The following is a 23,410-nucleotide window of genomic DNA, read 5'->3' on the forward strand; positions in this document are numbered from 1 at the left end:
CTAGTTCTGTAAAAAAAAAACAAAATTTTTATTTTTGTGCTATATTTTATTTGTAGGAGGTTTTCTATGAATAAATTGATAGATATTGCAGATGTATCTATAGGAATATTAAAAAATAGATATGAAAGCAGAGCATTTGATAAAAAACAAATTACTTATAACATGGTTAATTATGGAAGCATTTCTGAAGAAACTTCTATTACATCTACAAAATTTATAAGCAATTCAGAAATTGATCAAACATTCTTCACAAAAGAAAATGACATTTTAATTAAACTTTTTCCTCCTATATCGATAACAAAAATTGAAAAAGGTGATGAAAATTTATTAGTTTCATCTAATGTTGTTATTGTTAGAGCAAAAAAAATTGATTCTAATTTATTATATTTTTTATTAAAAATTAAATTAAAACATTTTAATCAATTAATGGATGGTTCAATTGTTAGGTCATTAAATGTAAAAGCAATAAAAGATGTTATTTTTAAAGAAAATTTAAATGATAACAATTTAGTAAAAAAAGCTATTTTAAATGAATTATTTACAAAAAAAATAGTTCTTGAGAATAGAAAAATAAAATTAATAAAAAAACAACAAATGTTTTATACATTGAAAGGAGATGAATAATGACAACAAATTTAGAAAATGCATTATGAAAAGTAGCAGATAGAATAAGAGCCGAATCTTCAATGAAAGTTAATGAATCTCAACCTTATATTATTGGATTCTTATTTTACAAATTTTTATCAGAAAAAATGGAAAAAGAAATTCTTGAAGCTTCTAAAGGAAAAGTTGAATATAAAAATTTAAATAATGATCAAATTATTTATGAAAAAACAAAAAACGTGATGATTGATAGATTGGGATATTTTATTGAATATAAAGAAACATTCCATTCAGTATTAGAAGATTGTCAATTTAATCCTGAAAATTTAATTGAAAGGTTACAAATCGCTTTTAAAAACATTGAAGATTCAACATTAGGTCAAGAATCATCTAAAGAATTTAATGGATTATTTAGTGATATTGTTTTAGATGCAAAAGTATTAGGTCAAAATTCAATAGAAAGATCTGAAAATCTTTTAAGTATCATGAAAGAATTAAATATTCCAGAACTAAACATTAATAACATGGATAATGATGTTTTAGGAGATACATATGAATTTTTAATTGGAAAATTTGCAGCAGAATCAGGAGAAAAGGCGGGAGAATTCTACACCCCAGCATTTGTTTCAAATTTGTTAATGAAATTAGTTACAAATAATGTAAAAGAAGCTACATATGTATATGATCCAACATGTGGTTCTGGTTCTTTGCTTGTAAAAGCAAGAAATTATCTAGAAAAATATGGAAAATTATTAGGTCAAGAAAAAATAACATCAACATATAACATGGCAAGAATGAATTTATTTTTACATGGTGTTAAATATAAAGATTTTCAAATAGAAAATGGTAATACATTAACTGATAATAAATTTAAAGATTTAGCAGAAAAAATTGATTTAGTAGTAGCTAATCCTCCATTTTCTGTCGATTGAAAACCAGAAGAATTAAAAGAAGACCCTAGATTTAGAGATTATCCTAAAATGGCTCCTAAATCTACAGCTGATTTTGCTTTTATTCAACACATGATTTATATGTTAAAAGAGGGCGGTAAATGCGGAGTAATTGTTCCACATGGAGTATTATTTAGGTCTAATGCTGAATATGAAATTAGAAAGTATTTAGTAGGATTTAAAAAGTATTTAAGGGGTATTATTGGTTTACCTGCAAATATGTTTTTTAATGCTTCTATTCCAACATGTATTTTGATTTTTGAAAAGAAAACATTAGATGAACCAATAATGTTTATTGAAGCTTCAAAAGAATTTATTAAAGCTAAAAATAAAAATCAAATGAGCAATGAAAATGTAGAAAAAATTGCTAATACATTTAACAATAAAAAAGAAATTGATAAATTCTCTCGTTTAGTTTCTTTAAAAGAAATTGAAGAAAATGATTTTAACTTAAATATTACTCGTTATATCGATACATTTGAAGATGAAGAAGAAATTGATATTAATGAAGTTAATAAACAATTAAAAGAAATTGATAAAGAACTTGAAGAAACTGAAAAAGAAATTCAAAAAATGATTTCTGAATTAGTGGAGAGCGAGTAAATGTTTAAAAATAAACAAGATTTTATCGATAATGTAAATCAAAATCATGAATATTTTTTGAACAATAACAATCTTTTTAAAAACAAATGAGAAATTAATTTTATTTTTCATTATAATTCGATTTTTACATTATTATGTAAAAAAATTATTGATAGTAAATACTTTGAAGATTTTTGAAATAATCTCAGTCAACGTAGTTTTAAAAACAAAGAAGAATACATTTTAGTTTTTTCTTTTGCAATAGGATTTCTTGATGAAAAATTATATGGTAGAATAATAAAATTGCGTTTAATAAGAAGTGAAAATACGATAACACACCCAATAAATATTTTTTTAAATTTTAATTTTGAGGAATATGAAAAAGAAGCTCAAAGTATTTTTCAACTTATAAATGAAAAAAGATATGGACATAAAATTGGAAAAATAAATATAAACTTAATTCCTTCTATAATTTCTTTTTCTCAAAAAATAAATGATGATTCAGTAGATTTTAAAGCTGCAGTAAACCAAAAGAAGGAAAATGATATTAAAAAGATAATCAAAGAAATAGACAATAAAAATCATTATGTAATTAACCATTTTTCAAAGTTATTAATTGAAAATATAAATGAATTTGAATTTAATAAAAATATTTTTGATATTTTTGAATTGATAACAAACAAGGATTCTAAAAAAGCTTTAATTATTAATATAATTCAAACTTTTAGACCAATTGAGTCTTTTAGATATTTAAATTTTATTTGTGAAAATTATGATAAAAATTTAATAATTGACAACATACAATTAGTAATAGATCTTCTATTTAAATGAAAAGACTCACAATTATGACCTAATTACTATCAATTTGACGAAATGAGAGATGTTTTAAAATCCTCAATACTTGATCATATTTTAGAAGTATGAATTAAGGAAAAGTCCGAAGAAAACAATTTTATTTGTTTTTATAAATGAGTTATTTTTGAAGGCAATTTTGCCGGAATTACATGATATGCATCTATTTTGGAAGATAAATTGTTAGAAAAGAAGGGATTTAAATTAATGTTAAAAGAATTTTACATAAATAACGAAAACATTATAAATAGAATTAATAGGGGGAGTTTATCAGAAAAAATGAATAAATTTTTTGAGGAGATAAAAAATGGTAATTAATTCAGTTAATAAACGTTATGTCCCTAAGTTGAGGTTTAAAGGATTTGAAAATAATTACAATAAAAAAATTATTAATGATTGTTTTGTTATTTTAAATGGTCTTTCTGGTTTGAAAGCTGAAAATTTTAAATACGGTAATGATAAATATATCCCCTATAAAACTGTTTTTAATAATTGATTTATTAACAATAATGAATTAGAATTTTTTGAAAAAGGAACCAAAAAACAAAATGAAGTCACAAAAAATGACATATTAATTACTTCATCATCAGAAACATTAAATGAAATTGGATATTCATCGATATATTTAGATAATGAAAAAGTATATTTGAATTCTTTTTGTTTTATATTAAGAAACATATCAAAGGAAGTTAATTCACAATATTTTAATTGATTGATGAAAAATAAACATTATCGAAAATTAATTGTGAATGAGGGACAAGGATCGACAAGATATAACTTACAAAAGAAACAATTCAAAAATATTGTGTTTAATTTTCCTTTATTAGAAGAACAAGAAAAAATTTCTAAATTTTTAAATCTTTTAGATAAACAAATTTCGTTATTAGAGAATAAATTGAAATTAACTGAACAAATAAAGGATTGAATAATTGAATTTTTATATAAAAAAGCAAAACAAAATAAAAAAATAAAATTATCTGAAATATTAGATCCAAGAATTGTTGGGCATATCATAGATTCAAAAGGATATACTCCTATTTCAATTATGTTGCATGGTAAAGGTTTTAAAGAGAATACACTAAATGTTAAACTTACAAAAAAAGGTCGTAAATATTATGAAAGATTTAGTGGGGATTTAATAATTGGTCTTCAAAATTTTCACAATGGAAGCATTGACATTTTAAATGATGAATATAACAAACCTATTATGTCAAATGCTATAGCTAGTTTCACAAATAAAAGCGAATATCCATTGATTATTATTAAATACATTCTGTTGAGTAAAAAACACCAACAATATTTAATTAACATCGCAGAAGGAACAGGACAAAAAGAATTTACAATAAATAAAATATTAAATTCTTATATATGAATTCCAACACATGATTTGATTGAAAAATTTTCAAAATTTATAAAAACATTAGAATTACAAATAAGAAATCTTCAAATTAAAAAAGATTTTTTAGAAAAAAATAAAAAATATTATTTAGATAATTTATTTATATAAATAGGTTATTTAAATAAAATGATTTTCTCTTTTTTGTTAACTCAATTTTATTTTTGATATGTAATTCAATTCATTCAATTTTATTCAAGAAATCTGATATTTTAATTTGTTCATTGATATTTGAAGGTATAGAGCAATCAAATTCTTTAAAAATTTCGCTTGAAAAAACTGGATACGTTGTTTTCTCTATATAGAATTTTTTCTTATTTTTGTTAATAAGATGATATAAATAATCAAAAACAACATTATTATTATTTTCAATTATTATGTTATTAGAACTTATAAAATGTCCTTTTCATTTTTTTATGTTTGCATATCTAGCTCTTCCTAATGTTATTACATTTCCATAATTAACTCTATTATCTTTAATATCCACCAAATCACTAAATCAATCAAAATCTTTTGATGAAGGTAATAGTTTAATATTTCCAGATTTTGAATTTAATTGTTCTAATTCACTAGCTGAAATTTGTTTATATTTATTTAGTTTAACTAGTGAAGTTAGTTGAGCATTTTCAATAGAAGAATCCTTAAATTCATTAAATCTAATTAAAAATTTATTACCTATATTGATCATCTTATATAAATAATATTTTTTCATTTGTTCAATTAATTTCAATTTATTCTCTAATAATGAAATTTGCTTATCTAATAAATTGAAAAAAGAAGATATTTCTTCTTGTTCAATTAATTGATCAGGTACTATTAATTTATATTCAGATATATATTTTCCATATAAATGATTAATAGTTGATCCTTCAATTAATCTAAATATATTTTTTAAATGGTAAGGTTTTGAAAAACAATATGAATAATATAATGAATCTTCATTGATATTTAATTCAAAAATATTTAGGTCACTTCCTGCAAAAACTTCTTTTTTTATCGAACAACATGGAAAGAAATCATTTAGTGATGTTGAAGAACCTGGAAACAATATTGAGTTATTTCTTGTTTTTTTATTTCCTATTCTATTTGTTTTATATTTTATTTCTTCAATATTATTTTTATATGTTGTAAATAAATCCCCATATAAAATAACTTCATATTTACCATTATCAATAATGCTTTCTTTGAATAGCCATCACCTTTATAAAATTTGGAAACATCGGATATTTTAATTTCTTTATACTCCCCCTCAAATCCTTTAAACCTTAATTTAGGGACATAACGTTTATTAACTCTCTTTTTGTTTAAATTAGAAAACAAAAAGGAGAATAAAATGAATTATAAAAATTGACTAAAAAATAAAAATTTATCAGAAAACACAATTAGAATATATCTTTTATACGTTTCAAAATTTAATGAATATCTAGATAATAAAAAACCAACAAAAAAGATAATTTCGAACTATATTAGATTTTTAAATAGTAAAGGAAATTCAGCAAATACTATTTCTTTACATTATTCAGTCATTCTTTTATATTTAAAATTTTCAAAGCTTAATAAACTAAGAGAAGAATGTAAAGATATTAAATTACCATCTAAACAAAAAATATTTAGGAAAACCATCAGTTTAGAGGAATTTGAAGATATAAAAAATAATGTTGATATTAATAATTGATATAAAGAAAGAAATTATTTAATTTTCGTTTTTTGTTTTACAACAGGAATAAGAATCAGTGAAATTAATTGTGTTAAAAAGAATTTAATTATTGATAACAAATTAAAAATTAGAGGCAAAGGTAATAAAATAAGAATAATTTATATTCCTGAATATACATTAAATTTATTAAAAAAATGAAAATTTAATTCTATAAATATTAAAAGAAATAAAAGAAAATTATCTTATAAACAATTAAATAAAATAATACAAAATATTACATATAAATTATTTGGTAAAAAAATACTTCCACATGACCTTAGAAGATCATATGCAACCAATTTATTGAGAAAAGGAATAAATATTAAAGTGATTTCGGATTTATTAGGTCATGAAAATATTTCGACTACAAGTAAATATTTATATTTTTCTGAAAACGAGATTATAAAAGAACTAAAAAAAATTTGATAAATAAAAAATATTGAATTTAATTATTTTTTGCCTGCAGTTATAATAATTTGTCAAAAATTAATTGCAATTTTATCATCAGCAAATTCAATCGTCATTAAATATGTTTTTCTATTATTAGATTGATAATAAAGTTGATATTTAAATTTTTCAAAATACCTTTTTCATTTTCCAATAATATCGGAGAAGAAGTTTTAATTTCAAGGATAGATTTTTCATAGGATAAGTGCGCAAAGATAAAATTGAATCTTTTTTATTGACAACAAGTTCTTGACTTGATAATTTTTGTTTATTGAAAATATTATTGGTAATATAACTAACTACATTTTTAAGATTTTTGTCATTTTTTAGAATTTTATGAGTTTCATTTATTTCATTTATAAAATGTTGAAATATTTACTTAATGGTTTTAATAAGGCCATCTTCAAAAAAATGGGAATTTCATAAAATTCACTTTCCATTTCAAAAATTTTAGTTAATCTTGATTTGTTTTTTATCAAAAATTGAAGATCTTCTTTTTTGATTTTATTATCAACTCCTAAAGCATCATAAATTATTTTTTCAAATATTATTAGGATATCTACTAGATAACCCATTGGTCTCAACATCTAAAACAAAATATTTCTTTGCATCAACATTAATTTTTTCTTTAAATAATAAATTTGTTGAGAATTTTTAATCAATTCGTTTCTTTTTGTTTTTTTGTTTTTCAAATTCAGAAAGATGATTCATAATTATTAAACAATTCTAAAACATTTTAACTATTATTTTTTATTCAATTTAAATATTTTGTAAAAATTCAACTAAATCCATAAATTTTTTCATCATTAATTTTTTGATATTCTTTAAAATCTCAAATATTTTTATTATTGCTTTTATATTCTTTGGTAATGTTTTCTAATAATAATTGATTTATAAGTATAGGTGCCATCCCATTTCTTCCTGCTTTTTTTGCTAAATAATTTGCATAATTAACAGCATCGCCCATAAATACGATATCTCTAGTTTTTGAAGAACCAACACTTGAAATATAATTTTCAAATGAAAATCATACTCCTACCCCATAATCAATTAGCATTTCATCTTCTTTATCACCATTTTTCTGATTAAATAATGATTTATGAATTTGCTTATTTAGATGAGTTTTAAAAGTATTGAGCTCAACACAACAATCTAAAACTTTATCAATTTGTTCTTTTTTATCAGAAACAAAAATTCCATATATTTCATCTCCTTGGATTCTTATATATTGAGCATGATAAATTTTCATAATTTTAGTTATTCCATAAGTAAATTCAGATAACATCTTTGATCAATCTTCATAATCAAATTCATTTAATTTATTTTTTGAATTAATAATATTAATTGCAATGCAACTAAATAATGTTTTATAAATTTTATTATCCTCCATTTTATTAATGAAATCTTTATTGGGAAAAGTTTTTAAAACTTGTGTTTTTTCTTCATTAATAAACTTATTTTTCATATGTTCATTAATATTTTTTCATTCTTTATCATTCATATTGATTCTCCAAAAATTTATCTAAACTTATAAATTTAATATTGTTTCAAATAATATTAAGATTTTTGGTAATTACTACTTTTTTAAAATCATTTAACTCTTTGTTATTTTTTATTATCTCTAAAAATTGCTCACCCATTTTATTGATATCAATTTCTTCAACATATTTACACTCAATTAAAATATTTTGTTTCGGTAAAACAAAATCAATTTCTTGTTCTTTTGAATTACGATAATAAAAAATTTGATCTAATAAGTTATTGTTTGCAAAGAAATAATTTAAATAATTAAAAACAATGTTTTCAATTAAAGAACCTTGTAAATTATTGTTTAATTTTTCAAAATTATTAAAATAATAAATCATGCTTTTATCTTCAAAATAAACTTTATTTTTTCTTGTACTATTTTTATCATTATATTTAGGCACAAAGTGAATTAATTGTCCTTCTTTCATTATTTTTAAATAAGAAGATACTGTTTGCCTAGAAATATCTTTATTTTCTAATTTTGAATAATTAATTTCATTACCAATATAGTTATTGATATCTGAAATTAGAGCAAAAAATTTGGTTCCATCAATATTTTTTTTATTATCTTCATTAATAATTTTACCAATGATACTATCTCTTACTAATTCACAATATTGAACAAAAGCACTTGAATAATTTTTATTTTTTGGATAAGAACCAAATTTTAAATAATTACCAATATTGTTATCATTTCAAATATCTTTATATTCATTGAAAAGAAGAGGGTTGATAAAAAATATTTTCACTCTACCTACCATTATTTCTTGTTTTAATGCAGTTGCACTAGAACCTGAAACAATAAATTTAGCATTTTTATTTAGATCAATAGCGGCTTGTAGAAAATTTGTTCATTCATTAATTTCTTGAATTTCATCTAAAACAATTAATTGATATTTTTTTGTTGAAATTTCTTTTAATAATAATTCTCAATTTTCTTTTAAATTGACATTTTTAATTGATTTGATATTTGTATAAAATATTTTTTCTTCTTCATTTAAAACATTAGTAATTAACTCATTGTCATTTTGATTTTTTTTGATTATATTTTCAAAATATCAATTGGCTAGTTGTAACATTAAAGTAGTTTTACCTACTTGTCTTAACCCTACTAAACATAAATTATTATTTTTAATTTCATTTTTTAATGTATTAAATATTTCTCTTTTGTAAGGAGAATTTTGATCAATATTTAACAACTCTTTTCGATATTCATCTAATAGAAAATTCATAACAATATTTTATCATATTGTTAAGTATAGATAACATTTTTGTGTTAAGTATAGTTAACATTAATTAATTATGTTCTAATTTTCAAAGAGCTAAATAATTCCTATTTCTACTCATAAAGCTGGTTCAAAAAAACTACACTACCTACAAATATAGCTTCAACTATTGCAGGACATCATAAAGATAAATCTGTTTTTATTAATAAATATAAATGGACAATGGGTAATTTCTATTTCTTTTGGTTATTCACTCAAAAAATTTATTTTATCTATTATTAAAAACAAAAAACAATTACAAGAAGTTATAAGTCATAATATAAGAAATTCAAATAATGAAGAATTCAAAAATATGTAATTGAGATAATTTAAATTCAAAAAAAGAGATTATTTTGATATTTAAAATAATAAAAGATCTTAGAAATAGAATTTGTCATAATAATGTAATTTATAATATTGAAATAACTGATAGAAGCAAAATAAAGCCAATTTCAGGAATTTTAAAAATTGATCTAAAAAAAGCTAATTTATTAGATATTGTTAAAATTATTGAAAAACTTGATAATGATTCTTATATAAGCGAAAATGTTTATAAACAATTAGATAAATACAATGATATTCATAAAAAAATTAAAGATTTAATTATTAATAAAATAAAAAACCACAACCTATAGTCGTGGTTCCGTCCATGCTCGCCTACGAACAAACTAGCTCTACATTTATTATTTTAATACTTTTTTTATTTTATATTTTCAAATTAAAAAATTTTTTTAAATAAATTTAACATTTATAAAATTACCAATTTCAATACCGATAATTCCTTGTATTTCATAATTTTACAATATTTATCAAAGTTGAAATATTCGGTGGGTATCTTTCTTTTCTAATAATTTAAAGTATTTTTGCAGCTCTTCTTGAGTAACGGTGGTTCCCAATTTGTATTTACTAGTATTTTGTAAATAAGTTTCTGCATTAATTACAAGTGCAATTAGATCACAATCATCTTGGGTTAAATTTTTGAAAGATTTGCCTTTTGGAATAAATTTTCTTATTTGCTTATGTTTTTGTTCAATTGAACCTTTTTGTCAAGAAGAATATGGATTAGTGGAAAATCATGGAATATTTAATTTAACTAGGTCATAATTTTCAGTTCCATTGTCTGATGTAATCGATTTGATTTCTTGATTCATATTTTCGATGTTATTTTCTACTGCTTTTAAAAATTCATCACTTTGTTTATTTTCATAAATAGTTATGGATAATCTTCTAGATTTTCGATCAATCATTGTAGAAAGATATTTATTATCAGTTTTAGTTCCTTCTACAGTATCTACTTCAACATCACCATATCTAATTCTTTTATTGATAATTTCATCTCTTTGATCAATGGGTATTGCAATTACTCTTTTGCCTATTTTATGGGGTTTTTTATAGTATTTACCATGCTTTAGGTATGGAAATATTCTTAATGTTACTCCACTCATTTTATTTTGCCTAATTAAGTGATATAAATGCTTTGGAGAATAATATAATCCTAATTTCTCTTTGATTATCTTGGATAAAGTTTTTGCAGAAGTTTTGTTACCCGTTGCTTTAGCTACTGTTCTTATCAATTTAGCAACTTCTAAGTGTTTAGATAAGCAATTTTGTTGTTTTATTATTTCTAATTTTTTTCTCTTATTATTTAATCTATTAAGATAAATATTTGAATCATAATAATATAGTTTATAAGAATAATTTTTTATTTTTTTATAACAATAAGTTTTAGTTTTAAAAAGCATTTTTCTAATTGTTTCAACAGAATAATTTGTTGCTTTTGAGATGAATTCATATCTTTTCATCATTTTTGGAATAAAGTTTTCTTGAGAAGAATCAGATATTTGATTCATTAATGCAAAAATTAAATTAATTTTTTCTAATTCTTTTTCAAATATAAATTGAAGTTTCATATAATTTAGTTGTCCTTTTCGGTTTTTTTATATTTTACAAGGACAGCCAGGGAGAAATCTCTGGTTTTTTATTTATCGGTATTTAATTTGGTAAATTTATAATAAATTTAACATTTCTATATTTCACAAATTTCATATAAAATATTTTTATATTTTCAGAGGTAAAAATTATGAATAACATGACAAATAAAGAAAAATTTTTGTATATATTTTTACAAATAATTACATTAGGAACAATATGAATTTATTGAAATCATAAAAATAAAAAATATAATGAACAAAATGTGTTATCTCAAGATTATAAAATTATTATTGATCTTAATGAACTAATAGATAATCTTGGTGGTTCAGATAATATTAACAACATTGAAAATACTCATAATAAAATTAAGTTTTTCTATAATCAATATGATCTTATTGATATTGATGCAATTAAAAAAGATAAATCAATTAGTGGAGTATTTATAAATGATAAATTTATTGTCTTAATCGTCGGTAATTCAGCAGCTGCTATTACAAATAAAATAAAAGAAACTTATAATATTTCTTCTAAATAATTAATTTGTAATCACTTATAATTTTATTTTAAATTTGTTTTTAATCTTTCTTTATATTTTTCTTGATTTTCTTTTAAATCTCATTTAAAATCATTCTTAGTTTTATTATCATATGATTTTTTGTCGCTTATATAAAAACAATGATTTAAATCAAAAAGAATAGGAAAAACCAATAATTTTTTATCTAGATCTATTTTTATTATAAAAATCAGTCTTTCCTTTTTGTTTAATTTGCATTGATAATATTTAGGTGGTTCATCTTCAAAATTTTGATCTAAAGCATTTTTAAGATTTGGGTGACATTTTTCTATGACTTTCTCTAACATTAATTTTTCATCATTTCCAATTTCATGTAAATGTAATAATTTATTTTTTAATTCATTAACATTATCAATATCATTAAATATTTTTAAGCATCATAAAAATGATTGATCTCATTTAAATAATAAATTTTCAAAATAATTTAAGTAATTTCTTGGACATAAATTATGAATTTTATTGTTATATTTGAAATAATGAAATTTAATTAAATTTAAGTTAATTTTCATATTAACCCAATTATATAAATTCTATAAATGATTTATCTTCTTTCATATATGTATTACATGATTCATCTTTATCTAAATCCCCACGTGCATTAATTCATGATAAATTTCTATGACTTTCGTCCACTAAAGTAGATGGTGCTTTATATCTATATTTCTCTAAATATTTACCAAATATTTTATCTATCTCTTCAATTAAAATCTTATTCTTCTCTAAATCATCATCCAACAATAATATCTCTTCTTTTTCTATATCATTGTTAAAATATTTTTGCATATATTTAAAACTTTCTACATTTACAGGACCATATATTCATGCTTGAAAATTATCTTTTGGTTTAAAATATCCACTCTCAAAATTATTTCTTTTTTCTTCTACTCTTAAAAAGAAAAGTATTTTCTGAATTCTTAAAGAAGAATCAATACCTTTTGAATATAAATATTTTGCAAGTAATATAGTATTTTTAGTCATAAAATCTCCTTAAACACATAAATAAAATAATCTTTAAATAAGATATTTTGAAACAAAAATTATAAAATCTTAAGTCTAAAATTAATATTTTAATACTTTTTTACTTATATATTTAAATTCATAATTATTTTGGATTAGTATATTTTAAAAAAAATTTATTTAATTTCAAATAAAAGAAACTTATAATATTTCTTCTAAATAATTTAATAAATTAATTTTTTGTAAATTAAAAATTGTATATCTAGCAATATTTTTCTTTGCTTGATCTATTAAGATTAATAAGTCAAAAGCATTAATCTTTTTATTTTTATAAAAATTAATTAATTCTTTTTCATTTGCAAAAATTAAATTATTGTTATCAATCATGACTTGATAAAAAAATAATTGAATGATATCTAAAAATAAATCTGAATTTTGTTTGGTTCATATTTTGTTCAATCTATTTTTAATAAGGTATTTATTTTTTGATCCATCTTTAAAAGTTGTAATGATATTTTCATAAATATTATTAAATTCTTTTAAGTTTAATTCTTTAACTTGGTCAATATTAGCAAATAAATTAGCCAATAATGCATAATGTTGTGGATCTACATTCTTAAATGATTCCATTTTTTCTTTTAAACTTTCATGTTTAATGAAAATATTTTGAGTTCTGCTTTTAATGGTGCTAATAACATTATCAAAATTATTTGTAGACATAAAAATAATTAAATTATCTGTTGGTTCTTCTACAAATTTTAATAATCGATTTAATGAATATTTATTACCTAAATTTACATCTTTTATATAAAGAATTTTTTTAGCATTTTTTACTAAAGATGTTTCTAATAAAGAAACAATTGCTTGATCAACATCTTCTTTTTTAATTTGAGGTTGTTTATCTACATCAGATTTTGTTGGTTCAATTATTTTTAAATCAATATAATTAGCTTCTTTTAAATCATTAAAATTAGTATCAAAACCACAATTTTGCATAATTGTTTTTATTGCTATCAAAATGTGTTTTTCAATATCAGTACCTTTATCACCATAAAATAAATATGCATGAGAAAGCTTATTATGATCTATTGCATTTTGGATAATATTACTTGTTAATTTAAACATACTAATCAAAATTATTATAAATTTATTTTTTGCTTTTTAATTATATTTAATATATTTATTAAATTCTGCTTCATCTAATTTTAAAAGAAGTTGTTCTAAAAGATCAGCAGCTGCTTTTAAATCTTTTAGATGACAAACACCTAAAGGAGAATGTAAATATCTTTGTGGTAATGATATAGTAATTGTTGCTACTCCACCATTTCCATATTGTAATTCTGCGGCATCTGTTCCTCCGCCTTGAGCTACATATTTATAAACTGGAATATTACATTCTTTAGCTATTTTCATTAAATAATCAATTAATTTAGGATCCATTAATGTCCCCATATCTTTAATTCTTAATGCTGCTCCTTTACCCAATTCTTGAATTCCTTTAATTGCTTGATGAGTATCATGAGAAGCGCAAGTATCTAGAGCTATTGCAATATTAGGTTTAATTTTTTGAATTGATGTTTTAGCCCCTCTTGTTCCTACTTCTTCTTGAACTGTTCCTACAAAATAAACTTGATTATTTAATTTTTTATTTTGAACTCTTTGCATTACTTCTTCTAATACAGCAACTCCTGCTCTATTATCCATTGCTTTAGCAACTACATAATCATTGTTCATTTGGAAAAAATCTCCAGATAAACAAACCCTAGATCCAACTTCTATAAAATTATCTTGAACCTCTTTTTTAGAATTAAATCCTAAGTCAACATATAGGTCTTTTAATTCAGGTACTTTATTTCTTTTTTCTATTTCCAAAATATGAATTGATGTATGTCCAAATACACCTTCATATTTTTGTCCTTTTGCATTATAAACAACCGCTTTTGTACCAATAACTGTTAAAGGTCAAATACCTCCAATCATACTTAAGATTAATTGACCTTTATCAGTAATATCTTGCACAATAAAACCAACTTCATCCATATGAGCTGCTATTTGAATTATTGGACCAGTAGAAGGTTTGTTATTTTGACTAAAAATAATTGAACCCAAACCATCTCTTTCATAATTCATGCTTTTGCTATCAACTGATTTTTTTAACTCATCAACAACAGCTTCTTCATATCTTGATAATCCATCAATGCTGCAATATTTTTTTACTTTATTTACTAATGATTGATAATTGTTACTCATTTTATTCTCCTATGTAATAACTTAAATTATATATTTATTAATTATTGAATGTATTTATAAAATTAATTAATTAAAATAATCATTATTGAATTCATTATTTTTGTATCAAATAATTATTTTTTGTTTTTTGATTTTAACTCTTTTTTAATTGTAGGAAGAGATTCAATATTATTTAATCTAGATTCAACTTTATCTAATCTAGTTTCAACTTTATCTAATCTAGTTTCAATATTATCAAGTCTTGAATTTACATTCTTAAAACCTGTTTCAACAATTTTGGCTAAATCTTGGATTTGTTTTTCTAAACTTTTTAATGTTGGTTGATCAGACATTAATTTATGTTCTCCCTCAATTTCAATTTTAAATATTCTTCCATTATCAAAGATAACTTTTGTATTAATCTTATCACCTTTTTTAAGATATTCTTGCACTAATTTCCTAGACATTGTTTACTCCAAATGAACTTTTATAATAAATTCTAATCTATGTTAATTATTTATACTTTTATTTTTTAATTTTTTATAAAAAACAAGTAGTTGATCTAAAGATAAATTTTCTGGTCTAATATTTTTATTTATTTCCATTTCATTGCAAATTAATTGAAAATAATTAAAATCAAAATGATAAATTTGTTTAATATTATTTCAAAATGTTTTTCTTCTCATACTAAATGATGTTTTTATAAAATTTAAAAAATCTTGATAATCCACATCATATTTTTTGTCTTTTCTTTTTAGATGAACAACACAAGAAGTTACTTTAGGTTGAGGTCAAAAAGATTTGGCATCTACATCAAAGCAATATGTTGCTTCATAAAATAAACTAGTAGAAGGTGCTAATTTAGAATAATCTTTAGTTGATACTTTAGCACATAATCTTTTCCCAAATTCTTTTTGTACTAATAAAACTACTTCAGGAAAATTTTGATAGTTTTCAAAAATTTTAAAAACAATCTCTGTAGAGATATGGTATGGAATATTAGAAATAATATAAAAATCTCGATATGCAGATAAATCTTCTTTTAAAAAATCTTTATTAATTAGATTGAAATTAGAATTAGTGAATTCTGATTTTAAATATTCAAATAAATTATGATCTATTTCAAAAGCAATTACTTGTTTTGCTTTTGCTAATAAATGTTTTGTTAAACTTCCTTTACCAGGACCTATTTCTAGAATATTTTTATTACTAAGATCTACAACATTACTGATTTTGTTCAAGATATTTTGATCATTTAAAAAATTCTGAGAAAATCTTTTTCTTGCATATGATTTATCCATAATTATTATTTTATTTTAGTAAATACTTTTTTAACATTATTATTAATATGCTCTAATAATGAATCAACTGAAATATTTTTTAAATTAGCAATAAAATCAGTTGTATGAATTACATATTCAGGTAAATTTCTTTCTCCTCGATGAGGTGCAGGAGTTAAATAAGGAGTATCAGTTTCACAAAAAAGTAAATCTAAACTTACATTTTTAGCAGCTTCTTGAGTATCTTTAGCATTTTTAAATGTCACAACACCTGAAAATGAAAAATAAACATTTAATTGACTGAACTTTTCTAAATATTCCATTCCAGATGAATAAGAATGCATAATGAAATTAAGATTTGGATGTAATTCTTTTCATTTTTTGATTATCTTGTAAGTGTCTTCATGGGCATCTCTAGAATGGACAATTACTGGAATATTATATTTAATAGCTAATTCTATTTGTTTTTCAAAACATTTAATTTGCATTTCTTTAGAAGGCGAATCATCATAATGATAATCTAATCCCACTTCACCAATACCAACAACATCTTCAGTAATCATTTTTTCTAATTCATCAATTAATTCTAAATTTCAAGCATCACAAGGGTGAATACCAATAACTGAATAAACATTTTCATGACGAGTTGCAAGTTCAATTGCTTCTTTACAATTTTTTAAATCAGTTCCTACTAAAAACAATTTATGAACACCTGCATTTTGAGCGTTTTTGATAACTTCGCCTGGATTAGAAAAATATTCCAAAAAAGGGTGACAATGTAAATCAACATATTTTTTCATGATTATTTTTTTCCTTTCAATTTATTTACCTAAACAAAAGTTTTTGAAAATACTATCTAAAAGTTCTTCTTTATCAACATTACCAATAATTTCTTTTAATGACTCTCAAGCTAAATGTAAATCTACAATAATTGTATCATAGGTAAGACCTTGATTCATTCCTTCAATAACATCATTTAAAGCATTTAAAGCTTTTTCTAAACAGACTATTTGTCTTTTATTAAAAACAAAATTACTATTATTAGAATTATCATTATGAACAAGTAAATGAACTAATTCTTGCTCTAAATTTTTTAAATCTTTGTTAAGAGAAGAAATATAAATTTTATTTTCTTTTTCCAAGTTATTAATTAAATCTGATTTATTTCATAATTGTAAGTATTTCTTATCTTTAGTTTTTTCAATAATTTCTAAGTCAAAATTATTAATACCTTTTGTTGCATCAATAATATGAAGGACAATATCAGCTTGCTCAATTTCTTTTCAAGATTTTTTAATACCTATTTTTTCAATTTCATCTTTACCATCACGAATGCCCGCAGTATCTTTTAATTTTAAAATGAAATTATTGAATACAATTTCATGTTCAATAACATCTCTTGTTGTCCCTTCGATATTTGTTACAATGGCTTTTTCATCATTTAAAATCGCATTCATTAACGAAGATTTTCCAGCGTTTGGATTCCCTACAATTACTACTGATAAAGGATTAATATAAACTTGATTTGCTTTAGAGCTAGCAATAATTTGTTTTAGTTCTTGATGAATTTCTATGATTTTAGATTCAAAATCTTTATTTTCTAAAATTGGGACATCATCATATTCTGGATAGTCAATATTAATTTCACAAAGACCAATTAAATATTCAAGTTTTTCTAAAAATTCTTTAATTTTAATTTCATTTTTGTTATTAAAAGCATTAATAGCTATCTTATGTTGTTGGGTTGTTTTAGAATTAATTAAATCATTAATTGCTTCTGCTTTTAATAAAGATATTTTTCCATTTAAAAAAGCTCTTCTTGTAAATTCGCCTTTATTGGCTTCACGAGCACCTAAAGATAAAACTAAATCTAAAATCTTATTGGTAATAATAATTCCACCATGAGCATTAATTTCTATAGTATTTTCACCAACAAAGTTATCACTACCTATAAAAAAACTTACAAGGACTTCATCTATTATATTTCCTTCTAAATCTTTAATAAAACCATATTGAATTGTTTTATTTTGACCAATTCTACCTATAAATATTTTTTTTATAATATCCAAAGCTTCTGGTCCTACTATTCTAATAATAGAAATTGCTTGATTAATATTTCCTGATGAAATTGCTGCTATTGTATCTCACATATATAATAATTTTATCTATATTTTTTTAAATATAATATTTAAAATAATGTTTTGTCAAAATAAAATTAATGATTTTTCAAAATACTTTATTAAAATTAATGCAATCAATAAAATATAATTGGAGTAAAAGTATGGCTGTCAAAAGATCAAAAAAAATAGATTTTTCAAAAACTGAATTTAAACCTTTAGTAATTTCTAATTATTCTTCTGAAGAACAATTAAAAAATAAAAATATTATTGGATCAGATGAAACGGGTGTTGGAGATTATTTAACTCCTTTAGTTGCAGCAGCTGTTTATGTTCCTCATGAAAATATTGAACAATTAATTGAATTAGGAGTAAAAGATTCTAAATCTTTAAGTGATCAAAAAATTTTAGATTTATTTCCTAAAATCAAAGATTTAATCAAATTTAGAGTTAATCATTTAACACAAAAAGGTTATAACAATTTAGCAAAATACATGAATGCTCATGAATTAAAAATGTTTTTACATTTAAAATCTATTACTACTTTAGAAAAATTTGACAAAGTAAATGAAGATTTAATATTAATTGATGAATTTGCAAGTATTGATAACATCAATAAATATTATGAAAATTTAATGAAATCAAGATTGAAAACTGATGAAATTCAAAAAGAAATTTTACTTGCTCCTAAAGCTGAAAGCATTCACGTTGCAGTAGCTGCTGCTTCAATTGTTGCTAGATATCGTTTCTTAGAATTAATGAAAGAGCAAGAAGAAGCAATTGGAATGAAATTCTTGTTAGGAACTAATGAAGCTGTAGAAAAACAAGCAATTGAGTTTTGTGAAAAGTTTGGTAGAAAAGCTTTATATGAAGTAGCTAAAATTTCTTTTAAAACAACCGAAAAAGTTTATGAAGCTTTAGATAAAAAAGGAATTAAATAATATTTAAATTGCTATATGATAAACAGGAATTAAAATCATATAAGATAATAAGAAAAAGATCAATGTAGATAATGCATCAATAATAGTAGTAATTAAAGGTGCCGACATTACTGCAGGATCTTTTTTAGTTTTAATTGTGATTGCTAAAATAGCAGCACCAAAAGTTTTTGATAATGTAATAGAAATTAATAAAGAAATAGAAGAAATTAAAGAAATAATTAAAATAAATTTGTAATGATGAATTAATAAAGCATCATATGCTAAATAATAAATTACTAAACGGACAAAATTCACTAATGATAAAATAGAACCCAATACAGCTCCAACTGAAAATTCTTTTAAAATAATTTTATTCATCTTAGCATCTTTTAATTCGCCTAAAGCGCTAGCCCGAGTTAATGTAGAAGTAGATTGAGAACCAGCATTACCACTAGTTGCTGAAGTAACTGGTATCAAAGCAATTAGAGCAGAAGAAATAGCTATTCCACTTAATTCGGCTACATTTTTTAATGATTCTTCAAATTTTTGGTTAAATACTTGGATAATTAATTGAGATAAAGTAGATCCTATCATCAAAATAATTAATCAAAAAATTCTTGATTTTACAATACTTAATACTGAAGTTTTTAAATATGAGGTAGTTGGTTGATTTTCATAATTAATCCCGGCAGCTTTATAAATATCTTCAGATGCTTCATCTTTAATAATATCAATAACATCATTAGATGTAAGCATCCCCATCAAAATATCATTATCATCAACAACTGGTAATGTGGCATAATCTTCAGATGAAAAAATATTGGCAGCTTCTGCTTTTAATTGTTTAGTTTTAACTGATTTTACTTGAGTCATTTTTTTAGATACTAAATCTTCTTTAGGAGAAAAAACAATATCTTCTAAAGTAGTACATCCTTGCAATTTATTTTTCAAATCTACTACATAGTAAAATTGCCCAATTTCTGATTCTTCTCTTTTTTTCTTAATTAATTCTAAAGCCTCTTTATTTGTCATGTTAGATTTTAAAGCAATAATATCAACAGACATTACAGATCCAACTTCTTCATCATCAAATTGTAAGATTTGATTAACTTTAAATCTGGTATTTTTATCAACTGTTAATAAAATAGTTTTTGCCATATCTGGAGGTAATGCTTCTAAAACATCGGCAATTTCATCTGTATATAATTCATTAATAAAATCAGCAATTTCTTGCTTTGTTAAATTTTGAATAATTGATTGTTGTTGTTCTTCATTTAAATAAGAAAATAACTCTGAAGATGTTTCTGTTTTTAAACATCTAAAAAACAAAGCAACTTCTAAATCATTTAATTCTTCTAATTCTAAAACAATCTCATTAAAAGGAGTTTGTTCTACATATTTTCTAATAGATGCTAAATCTTTTTCAACTAATAGTTTTTTAATATCAAATTTTTTAATTGAATTTTCCATTAGTACTCCTTAAATTTTTAAAATATTAAATTAATCATTCAAGAAGAATAATAGTTTTTCTTGGAATTCATTTGTTTTAATTGGAACTAACAATGAATTTTTAGCAATTGAAATTTCTCCAGTTTCTTCTGAAACTATAATTGTTGTAGCATCACAAACTTCTGAAATACCTAATCCAGCTCTATGTCTTGATCCATATTTATTATCAATAGATTTTCTAGTAATTTTGTAATATGTTGCAGCATATAAGATTCTTCCATTTCTAATAATAATTGCTCCATCATGCAATGGTGAATGTTTATTAAAAATAGAAATAATTAAAGATGAAGAAATATTAGCATCTATTTTTACCCCGTCTGTTCTTAAATTATCTAAATTATCTTTATTTTCAATAGTAATAATTGCTCCAGTTTTTGTTTTTGATAAATATTCTACTGATTCTCTTAATTGATTGATTAATCTGATCTTGCTACTTGAACCTAAATTTTTACTATTTTTCTTTTTGATTTTTTCTTCAATTACATTTTTAATTAAATTAATTAATAATGGAATTATGATGAATAAAAATATAAAGCTAACGAGTATCAATATTGTTAAAATCATTATTTCATTTTTATTCATACTACTATTTCTCTTTCTTCTTTATATTTATAACTTTAAAATATCATTTATTTTAAAATTATATCATTAGTTTAAATTTTAATAATTTTTAAAGCAAACAACAAGATTACTACTATTAGACCAATTACTAAAATTCCTAAAATAGATACAACTGTTATAATAGTAACTTTTTTATGATTGCGTTTATGCTTCTCATCATGAATAGTTTTATTTAATGATGTATTGTGTTGGATAATGTTTAGATCACTTTCAAATTCTTTAACATCTTCTTCTAACTCTAAATCATTGCTTTTTGTTTCAGGAAAATCTTTATTATCATTAGTAATCAAATCATATAATGAAGTTTTATTTGAATCACTAATTGAATCACTAATTGAATCGCTAGTTGAATCACTAGTTGAATCACTAGTACTTATTGTAGTAGTATCGTCACTTTTATAAAGAATTATTTCTGTATTACCACTTGGAAGATTAATTTCATTATTGTAAGAAGGAGTCTCATTAACTCATGAATTCATGTTTGGGTTTTGTTGATATGGTTGCAACTGATTGTCAACATTTTCATTTTTGTAAGTTGATTCTGTATTACCACTTGGAAGATTAATTTCATCATTGTAAGAAGGAGTCTCATTAACTCATGAATTCATGTTTGGGTTTTGTTGATATGGTTGCAACTGATTGTCAACATTTTCATTTTTGTAAATTGATTCTGTATTACCACTTTGAGAAGGGATATCAAATTTAATTTGATTAATATCATCAAATTTAATTTGATTAAAATCATCAAAATAGTTAATTTGAGTTTGACCTAAAATTGGTGTATCATCCATTTGACGATCTAAAAGTCCTAAATGTTCTGTTTCACCATTATAATACTCATAAGTCACAGTTTTTGTGTTTTCATTAGTTGTAAATTGTTTTGTATTTTCTTTTGTTATATCATCAGCATCATCATATGCTTGTTTAGTTTGCTCATATTGAATTTCTCTAGTTTTTTTATCAGCATCTTCATCAATATCTAATTTGTAATCTGTAACTAAAGTATTTCCTTCTTTTTCATTGATGACTTTATCAATATCTTCTTCAATTTCTTGATTATTTTCACCTGTATCATCATTATTTAATAAAAGATCTAATTGTGTGTATTCATCTACATAATCTCCATCTTCATGAGATTTATTATTATTTTTATTTCTAGGTGATTGACTAAGTACTTTGCTTGTATTAATTCCTTGATAAATCATTTCAAAAATTGTGTAAATTGTTCTTAAAAATTCTTTTGAATTATTACCTTGAATTTTCATTTTGGCATATTTTTTCAAGTTTCTAAAGTATCTAATAGCATCTCTTTGACTTTCAAATTTACGATAACTTTTGTGTCCTTTACCAATAACAATTCAAAATTTTCTTATAAAACTTTTCTTGGTTAGAGGATCAGTTAATGAATACATTCTTCAAACACAAAAATATGTTTCAAAGCTATCATGTTTTGGTAAAACATAAGTTTTATTGTCAATAACTACTTCATTGGTTCTAGAAAATTTATTTTTATATAAATTTTTATAATAATTGTTTTTTGATTTAGTGTTAGTTGGTTTATTTTTTGAATTGATAGGTCTTGAAATATATTTTTTGTTATTAGTTGATTTGCTAGCATTTGTTGATTTTTTATAAGTCGGTTTTTTGCTAGTTGATTTTGTACTATTTTTTTTAATGTTAGTTGTGCTATTTTTTTTAATGTTAGTTCTTTTTTGAGCCATATTTTCATTCCTTAGTAAGTTTATTTTCAGCCTATATATATAAATAATTTTTAAGTTTATCTATTCCATATTTTGAACTTATATATTTTATATTAAATAACACAAATAAATATTATTTTCTAAAAAAAGCATAAAAAAAATGGCGATCACGGGAGGATTCGAACCTCCGACCACATGCTTAGAAGGCACGTGCTCTGTCCCCTGAGCTACGCGACCACATTAAAAACATTTT

The 23,410-nt window shown here is 22.2% G+C and carries 24 protein-coding genes, 1 tRNA gene and 1 pseudogene; 8 read left to right on the forward strand and 18 right to left on the reverse strand.

The features are described from left to right. Positions 1-66: 66 nt before the first annotated feature. The 4 genes from ACJA29_RS02900 to ACJA29_RS02915 are packed head-to-tail and all read left to right on the forward strand — an operon-like array spanning position 67 to position 4,494. A complete protein-coding gene (locus ACJA29_RS02900; protein ID WP_406602398.1) occupies positions 67-624 on the forward strand; it encodes a hypothetical protein in 558 nt (185 codons plus the stop codon). Next, a complete protein-coding gene (locus ACJA29_RS02905) occupies positions 624-2,156 on the forward strand; it encodes a type I restriction-modification system subunit M (protein ID WP_406602399.1) in 1,533 nt (510 codons plus the stop codon). The genes ACJA29_RS02900 and ACJA29_RS02905 overlap by 1 nt, the downstream gene beginning before the upstream one ends. After that, complete coding sequence (locus ACJA29_RS02910; RefSeq protein WP_406602400.1) at positions 2,157-3,305, forward strand: hypothetical protein; 1,149 nt, start codon at positions 2,157-2,159, stop codon at positions 3,303-3,305. Then, positions 3,295-4,494, forward strand: coding sequence for a restriction endonuclease subunit S (locus ACJA29_RS02915; RefSeq protein ID WP_406602401.1), 1,200 nt, complete (start codon positions 3,295-3,297; stop codon positions 4,492-4,494). Before ACJA29_RS02910 ends, ACJA29_RS02915 begins: the two co-directional genes overlap by 11 nt. Here ACJA29_RS02915 and ACJA29_RS02920 read toward each other — a convergent pair. Both ACJA29_RS02920 and ACJA29_RS02925 read right to left on the reverse strand, forming a co-directional pair. Continuing rightward, positions 4,487-5,095 carry a DUF3933 family protein gene (locus ACJA29_RS02920; protein ID WP_406602977.1) on the reverse strand — a complete coding sequence of 203 codons (609 nt, stop codon included), beginning with the start codon at positions 5,093-5,095 and terminating at the stop codon, positions 4,487-4,489. The two genes, ACJA29_RS02915 and ACJA29_RS02920, sit on opposite strands and share 8 nt — an antisense overlap. Positions 5,096-5,107: 12 nt before the next feature. Next, positions 5,108-5,563 (reverse strand): annotated as a pseudogene (locus tag ACJA29_RS02925) (restriction endonuclease subunit S); the annotation flags it as partial. A gap of 153 nt (positions 5,564-5,716) precedes the next feature. Between ACJA29_RS02925 and ACJA29_RS02930 the strand changes: the two are divergent. Then, on the forward strand, positions 5,717-6,508 hold the full coding sequence (locus tag ACJA29_RS02930; protein ID WP_406602402.1) for a tyrosine-type recombinase/integrase: 792 nt from the start codon (positions 5,717-5,719) through the stop codon (positions 6,506-6,508). Positions 6,509-6,882: 374 nt separating this feature from the next. Here the strand turns inward: ACJA29_RS02930 and ACJA29_RS02935 are convergent, their stop codons facing one another. The 3 genes from ACJA29_RS02935 to ACJA29_RS02945 all read right to left on the reverse strand — a co-directional run bounded on the left by ACJA29_RS02935 (position 6,883) and on the right by ACJA29_RS02945 (position 9,285). Next, positions 6,883-7,113 carry a hypothetical protein gene (locus ACJA29_RS02935; protein ID WP_406602403.1) on the reverse strand — a complete coding sequence of 77 codons (231 nt, stop codon included), beginning with the start codon at positions 7,111-7,113 and terminating at the stop codon, positions 6,883-6,885. 149 nt (positions 7,114-7,262) lie between these two features. Continuing rightward, positions 7,263-8,027, reverse strand: a complete 765-nt coding sequence (locus ACJA29_RS02940; RefSeq protein ID WP_406602404.1) for a hypothetical protein — start codon at positions 8,025-8,027, stop codon at positions 7,263-7,265. Next, positions 8,017-9,285: an ATP-binding protein gene (locus ACJA29_RS02945; protein ID WP_406602405.1), complete on the reverse strand. Its 1,269-nt coding sequence runs from the start codon at positions 9,283-9,285 to the stop codon at positions 8,017-8,019. Before ACJA29_RS02945 ends, ACJA29_RS02940 begins: the two co-directional genes overlap by 11 nt. 329 nt (positions 9,286-9,614) lie before the next feature. On the opposite strand from ACJA29_RS02945, the gene ACJA29_RS02950 reads away from it, so the two are divergent. After that, positions 9,615-9,953, forward strand: coding sequence for a hypothetical protein (locus ACJA29_RS02950; protein WP_406602406.1), 339 nt, complete (start codon positions 9,615-9,617; stop codon positions 9,951-9,953). 171 nt (positions 9,954-10,124) lie between these two features. On the opposite strand, the gene ACJA29_RS02955 is transcribed toward ACJA29_RS02950, so the two are convergent. After that, positions 10,125-11,228 (reverse strand): IS30 family transposase, encoded by a 1,104-nt coding sequence (locus tag ACJA29_RS02955; protein WP_406602336.1) that lies wholly within the window; start codon positions 11,226-11,228, stop codon positions 10,125-10,127. Between the two features lie 170 nt (positions 11,229-11,398). Here ACJA29_RS02955 and ACJA29_RS02960 point away from each other — a divergent pair, with 170 nt between their 5' ends. Beyond that, on the forward strand, positions 11,399-11,785 hold the full coding sequence (locus tag ACJA29_RS02960; protein ID WP_406602407.1) for a PTS glucose transporter subunit IIB: 387 nt from the start codon (positions 11,399-11,401) through the stop codon (positions 11,783-11,785). A gap of 23 nt (positions 11,786-11,808) precedes the next feature. Here the strand turns inward: ACJA29_RS02960 and ACJA29_RS02965 are convergent, their stop codons facing one another. From ACJA29_RS02965 to mnmE, 8 genes are all read right to left on the reverse strand, one after another. Then, complete coding sequence (locus ACJA29_RS02965) at positions 11,809-12,333, reverse strand: hypothetical protein (RefSeq protein ID WP_406602408.1); 525 nt, start codon at positions 12,331-12,333, stop codon at positions 11,809-11,811. Between the two features lie 10 nt (positions 12,334-12,343). After that, positions 12,344-12,802: a type II toxin-antitoxin system antitoxin SocA domain-containing protein gene (locus ACJA29_RS02970; RefSeq protein WP_406602409.1), complete on the reverse strand. Its 459-nt coding sequence runs from the start codon at positions 12,800-12,802 to the stop codon at positions 12,344-12,346. Positions 12,803-12,982: 180 nt separating this feature from the next. Continuing rightward, the gene (locus ACJA29_RS02975; RefSeq protein ID WP_406602410.1) at positions 12,983-13,906 is read right to left on the reverse strand and encodes a hypothetical protein; all 924 of its coding nucleotides are present in this window, start codon (positions 13,904-13,906) and stop codon (positions 12,983-12,985) included. Positions 13,907-13,942: 36 nt separating this feature from the next. Then, complete coding sequence (locus ACJA29_RS02980; RefSeq protein WP_406602411.1) at positions 13,943-15,031, reverse strand: M42 family metallopeptidase; 1,089 nt, start codon at positions 15,029-15,031, stop codon at positions 13,943-13,945. A 113-nt stretch (positions 15,032-15,144) separates the two neighbouring features. Beyond that, positions 15,145-15,477 carry a hypothetical protein gene (locus ACJA29_RS02985; RefSeq protein WP_406602412.1) on the reverse strand — a complete coding sequence of 111 codons (333 nt, stop codon included), beginning with the start codon at positions 15,475-15,477 and terminating at the stop codon, positions 15,145-15,147. A 42-nt stretch (positions 15,478-15,519) separates the two neighbouring features. Beyond that, positions 15,520-16,311, reverse strand: coding sequence for a 16S rRNA (adenine(1518)-N(6)/adenine(1519)-N(6))-dimethyltransferase RsmA (gene rsmA, locus ACJA29_RS02990; RefSeq protein ID WP_406602413.1), 792 nt, complete (start codon positions 16,309-16,311; stop codon positions 15,520-15,522). A 5-nt stretch (positions 16,312-16,316) separates the two neighbouring features. Further along, on the reverse strand, positions 16,317-17,090 hold the full coding sequence (locus ACJA29_RS02995) for a TatD family hydrolase (RefSeq protein ID WP_406602414.1): 774 nt from the start codon (positions 17,088-17,090) through the stop codon (positions 16,317-16,319). 21 nt (positions 17,091-17,111) lie between these two features. Then, positions 17,112-18,440, reverse strand: coding sequence for a tRNA uridine-5-carboxymethylaminomethyl(34) synthesis GTPase MnmE (gene mnmE, locus ACJA29_RS03000; protein WP_406602415.1), 1,329 nt, complete (start codon positions 18,438-18,440; stop codon positions 17,112-17,114). A 131-nt stretch (positions 18,441-18,571) separates the two neighbouring features. Here mnmE and ACJA29_RS03005 point away from each other — a divergent pair, with 131 nt between their 5' ends. Then, positions 18,572-19,348, forward strand: a complete 777-nt coding sequence (locus ACJA29_RS03005) for a ribonuclease HIII (protein ID WP_406602416.1) — start codon at positions 18,572-18,574, stop codon at positions 19,346-19,348. Between the two features lie 3 nt (positions 19,349-19,351). Here the strand turns inward: ACJA29_RS03005 and mgtE are convergent, their stop codons facing one another. The 4 genes from mgtE to ACJA29_RS03025 all read right to left on the reverse strand — a co-directional run bounded on the left by mgtE (position 19,352) and on the right by ACJA29_RS03025 (position 23,394). Next, positions 19,352-20,797: a magnesium transporter gene (gene mgtE / locus ACJA29_RS03010; protein ID WP_406602417.1), complete on the reverse strand. Its 1,446-nt coding sequence runs from the start codon at positions 20,795-20,797 to the stop codon at positions 19,352-19,354. A gap of 30 nt (positions 20,798-20,827) precedes the next feature. Continuing rightward, positions 20,828-21,418: a diadenylate cyclase gene (locus ACJA29_RS03015; protein WP_406602418.1), complete on the reverse strand. Its 591-nt coding sequence runs from the start codon at positions 21,416-21,418 to the stop codon at positions 20,828-20,830. Between the two features lie 71 nt (positions 21,419-21,489). After that, on the reverse strand, positions 21,490-23,178 hold the full coding sequence (locus ACJA29_RS03020; protein WP_406602419.1) for a hypothetical protein: 1,689 nt from the start codon (positions 23,176-23,178) through the stop codon (positions 21,490-21,492). A 140-nt stretch (positions 23,179-23,318) separates the two neighbouring features. After that, positions 23,319-23,394, reverse strand: a tRNA-Arg gene (locus tag ACJA29_RS03025). Positions 23,395-23,410 lie beyond the last annotated feature (16 nt).

This window comes from Metamycoplasma sualvi (genome assembly GCF_045276925.1).
GTDB lineage: Bacteria > Bacillota_I > Bacilli_A > Mycoplasmatales > Metamycoplasmataceae > UBA710.